The sequence below is a fragment of the Metabacillus niabensis genome (assembly GCF_902829255.1).
Taxonomy (GTDB): domain Bacteria; phylum Bacillota; class Bacilli; order Bacillales; family Bacillaceae; genus Metabacillus; species Metabacillus niabensis.
In genome coordinates, this window is record NZ_CADEPK010000264.1 from 1 (window position 1) to 4741 (window position 4741).

Below are 4741 nucleotides of genomic sequence, written 5' to 3' on the forward strand. Positions count from 1 at the left end.
ATATGAGACAAATGATAGTAGTCTTCCATTACGTCGGGACGTTAAATCTTTAGGACATATTCTTGGAGAGATCCTGGTTCATCATGGGGGTACGGAGCTACTAGATAAAGTTGAAAAATTACGAGTGATGGCAAAAACTCTTCGAAATAATTTTGATCAAGAGATTTATAATGAATTAAAAGAAGAAATAGTGAATTTAGACCCACCGATGCGTAAACAAGTCATTCGCGCTTTCTCAATTTATTTCCATCTTATCAATGCCGCAGAGTCAAATCACCGCATTCGTCGACGTCGCGAATACCAGCTCCAGGATAACAATATCGTTCAACCAGCATCAATTGAAAGTGCAATTTTATCTCTTAAGGATAATGAAATTGGTGTGGAAACGATTCAAAAGGTGTTAAACACTTTATCGCTAGAGCTAGTTATTACAGCACATCCGACAGAAGCAACGAAGCGTTCTGTAATTGAGATTCAAAAGAGAATTGGGAATATTTTGAAAAATCTAGATAATAACATGCTGACAAAAAGAGAGCGTAAAAAGCTTGAAGACAGTCTTTTAAACGAAGTTACGATTTTATGGCAAACAGATGAGCTGCGACATCGGAAACCAACGGTCATGGATGAGGTACGTAATGGGTTGTATTATTTCGACCAAACGTTTTTTGAAGTACTCCCAGATATTCACCAAGATCTTGAGGAAGGACTTACTGAGCAATTTCCAGGTCATAAATGGGAAGTTCCTAATTTCCTTCGTTTCGGTTCATGGATTGGTGGAGACCGTGATGGAAATCCAAATGTAACTCCAGAGGTAACGTGGGAAACTTTAGAAAAACAACGTGAGCTTGCATTGAAAAAATACCGCGAGGCATTAATTTTAGCGATGAAGCGATTTAGTCAATCGACAACACGAGTAGAGATTAGTACGGAATTAATCGAAAATGTTGAAAAGGATGAACAAATTTATTTAACAGAAGATAAAAAATGGCATGTTGAAAATGAAATCTATCGCAGAAAAATCGCTGTCATTTTAACGCGCTTAAAAGAGGTTGGCAAATCAGACATTGGCTATCGATCTGCTGAAGAGCTTCTTGAGGACTTATACATTATTCAACGAAGCGTTGCATTGCACCAACCAGCGAATCAAGACTTAAACATGCTGAAAAAGCTAATTCGCCAAGTTCAATTATTTGGCTTCCATTTAGCAACACTTGATATTCGAAATCATAGTGGCGAGCATGAAGCTGCAATAACAGAAATTCTTCGAAAAGTAAAGGTAGCGGAAAATTATTCTGAATTATCAGAAGAGGAAAAGCTTAAGACGCTTGAATCTGTATTAAAGGATCCTCGTCCGTTATTATTATTAAATGAGGATTATACGAAAGAAACACAACAAATGATTAAAGTCTTTACAACGATTAAAAAGGCACATGATACATTTGGGAAAAAATCGATCCTCGTATACTTAGTAAGCATGACACAATCAGCAAGTGATTTACTTGAAGTGTTAGTACTTGCGAAAGAAGCGGGAATTTATCGCCTTCATGCAGATGGCTCAGTCGAAAGTCATTTAAATGTTGCACCACTTCTTGAAACGATTGATGACTTAGTTGCAGGCCCAGCCATTATGGAAACATTGTTTAATATGGATGTTTATCGTAATCACTTGAAAATCCATGGAGATTCTCAGGAAATTATGCTTGGATATTCCGACGGAAGTAAAGACGGTGGAACGTTAACTGCAAACTGGAAGCTGTACAAAGCACAGCTTGAAATTCACCATATGGCGAAGCGGTACAATATTGGATTGAAATTCTTCCATGGACGCGGCGGTTCACTTGGACGTGGTGGCGGTCCATTAAATAGAAGTATTTTGTCACAGCCAGCAGAAACACTTGGTGATGGCGTGAAAATTACTGAGCAAGGGGAAGTATTATCTGCCCGTTATTTATATGAAGATATTGCATATCGTAGTCTTGAACAGGCTACCTCTACGTTATTAGTAGCGTCTGTTAATTTATCGGAGGATTCAGAGCAACAGCATCTCAGGGAAAAAGTTTGGGAAGAGGCGATGGAGGAAATCTCAGCGGTTTCCCTCAAAAAATATCAATCTCTAGTATTTGAGGATCCAGACTTCCTAACATATTTTACAGAAGCAACACCTTTAAACGAAGTTGGTGAATTAAACATTGGATCACGTCCGATGAAACGGAAGGATCGGAATCGCTTTGAAGATTTACGTGCGATTCCATGGGTATTCGCTTGGACTCAAAGTCGTCAATTAATCCCTGCGTGGTATGCAGCGGGAACAGGTCTTGAAGAGTTTGCTTCAAAAAGCGAAGAAAATTTAAAGCTATTGCAGCGTATGTATCTTGAATGGCCTTTCTTCCGTTCAACAATCGATAATTTACAAATGGCGTTAATGAAGGCAGACATTACGACTGCAAAGGAATATACGTCACTTGTCAAAGATAAGACAATTGCTGAGAGAATTTTTGGTAATATTGTTGAAGAATATGAGAAAACAAAAGAAATATTATTAAAAATTTCTGGTGACGAAGAGCTGCTAGACCATACACCAAATATTAAAGAATCAGTCTATCGCAGAAATCCTTATGTAGATCCATTGAACTTCTTACAAGTTGAGCTGATTAAGGAGCTTCGTGCTCAAGAGGAGCCAAATGAGGAGTTGTTAACGGAAGTGTTGTTAACAATTAGTGGTATTGCAGCGGGATTACGTAATACTGGTTGATAAAGAGTTATATAAATCATCATTAATCGTCCACTGCAATATTGGGTGGACGATTATACATAATTTTGATGATCATTTCGCTAAAGATGAAATCTAGAAATCCATTTCATTAGCATCATATTAAGACATCTATTGGTAGAGGAGTAAGAGGATATGAATAAAATGAAAGCACCATTCCGCGCAGACCATGTAGGTAGTTTCCTAAGACCTGAGCGATTAAAAAAAGCTAGAATCGAAAAGCAAAATGGCGAGATTACAGCTGAACAATTACGGGCTATTGAAGATGAAGAAATCATTCGCCTTGTTGAAAAGCAGAAGGAAGTCGGTCTAAAGGCAGTCACAGATGGTGAATTAAGAAGAGCATGGTGGCATTTTGACTTCCTAGCAGGCCTTGATGGAGTAGAGCTCTATGAAACAGAATCTGGAATTCAATTTAATGGAGTAAAAACGAAAGCACACGGAATCAAAGTAACAAGCAAAGTAGATTTTACAAACCATCCAATGATTGAAGACTATAAATTTCTACATCAAATTGCTGGTGATCATGTAGCGAAGTTTACGATTCCAAGTCCGAATATGTTGTTTTTTAGAGGCTATATAGAGGAGGAAGCTTATCCAACTCAAGAGCAATTATTTGAGGATTTGATTGTTGCTTACCAAAAGGCAATCAAGGCATTTTATGATGCTGGCTGTCGTTATTTACAATTAGACGATACATCATGGTCTGTCTTTTTCTCTGAACAGGGAAAAGAGCAAATCAAAGCACGTGGTCAAGAGCCTGACAAGCTTCTTCAATTATTTGCTAGAGCAATTAATGAGTCTATTGCAAATAAACCAGAGGATATGGTTATCACCATGCATATTTGCAGAGGAAACTTCAAATCTACCTATGCAGCTTCTGGTGGATATGAAAATGCCTCAGAAGTAATTTTTGGCGGTTTAAATGTTGATGGACTATTCCTTGAATTTGATGATGAACGTTCAGGTGGATTTGAGCCACTTCGCCATGTAAACCGAAAGGACCTTCAGCTTGTATTGGGTCTCATTACATCAAAATTTGGTGAATTAGAAAACCCTGAAAATGTGAAGGCAAGAATAGCAGAGGCAAGTCAATATGTTGGCTTAGAACAAATTTGTTTAAGCCCTCAATGTGGTTTTGCTTCAACGGAAGAAGGAAACCTATTAACAGAGGAGCAACAATGGGACAAGGTCCGACATGTTATCGAAATTGCAAATGATGTATGGAAATCATGATTAGGTGAAAGAGAAAGCAGCAGAATGACGATCTGCTGCTTTTACTGTTTAATCATCAATCTCTTCTTCAATGAATGTTTTTAACCTTTCATATTGTTCTTCATAAATATATTTACTCGTCCAGCCTAATAACTTCGTAGCAACTTTATATAGGAAATTACTAGGAATAATGCTAGCTTCAACAATTAATCTTGTACCATGATATTCTCTTGATAATTCGTATTTAGAAATGCTTAGCCCTTCTTTTGTTTGAGAGTGCATGACGATTTTATACGGGGGCTTAAACTCTATTAAAACAGATTCGATTATCATCACTTTCTTGTCTATTTTTTGAACGGTTTTAAACTTCGTACCAGGCCTCGCTAATTCCTTATCCTCTGGAGCTTCATAAATATTTTCCACGAACAATGTATTCCAACATTTAATTTTTTCATCGTCATTGACATAATCAAAGACAACATCAATTGGTGCGTTAATAACCTCTTCATAACGATAAACTAATAATTCTTTCACTTTTAATCCCTCTATCTTCTATTTATGTCATCTGATTCTAGTTTAACTAATTCTAATTACCTATTTAACCATTAATTTCATAACATGTAAATGTCTAACAGAATAAAAAGATTTCATTTTGTGAGGTTCTGAAAAAGCGACATTTTCAGTGGCCTTCATTTTATAAATGACATTTTATTTTTAAGGAGTTTTTTATCGTGAAAAAGCAGGACTCTTTACATA

At 36.9% G+C, this 4741-nt stretch carries 3 protein-coding genes; 2 read left to right on the forward strand and 1 reads right to left on the reverse strand.

What is annotated here, in order from left to right; all coding sequences use genetic code 11:
- Both ppc and HU235_RS15955 read left to right on the forward strand, forming a co-directional pair.
- The coding region (ppc, locus tag HU235_RS15950) for a phosphoenolpyruvate carboxylase (protein ID WP_233452244.1) at positions 1 to 2752 on the forward strand (2752 nt) is incomplete at its 5' end.
- 153 nt (positions 2753 to 2905) lie between these two features.
- Positions 2906 to 4006, forward strand: a complete 1101-nt coding sequence (locus tag HU235_RS15955) for a 5-methyltetrahydropteroyltriglutamate--homocysteine S-methyltransferase (RefSeq protein WP_095298695.1) — start codon at positions 2906 to 2908, stop codon at positions 4004 to 4006.
- A 48-nt stretch (positions 4007 to 4054) separates the two neighbouring features.
- Here the strand turns inward: HU235_RS15955 and HU235_RS15960 are convergent, their stop codons facing one another.
- Positions 4055 to 4519, reverse strand: coding sequence for an SRPBCC family protein (locus HU235_RS15960; RefSeq protein ID WP_095298697.1), 465 nt, complete (start codon positions 4517 to 4519; stop codon positions 4055 to 4057).
- Positions 4520 to 4741: the final 222 nt, after the last annotated feature.

Bases quoted from the DNA above. Each gene is read 5' to 3' on its own strand.
- HU235_RS15955 (WP_095298695.1), top strand. From the start codon at position 2,906: ATGAATAAAATGAAAGCACCATTCCGCGCAGACCATGTAGGTAGTTTC.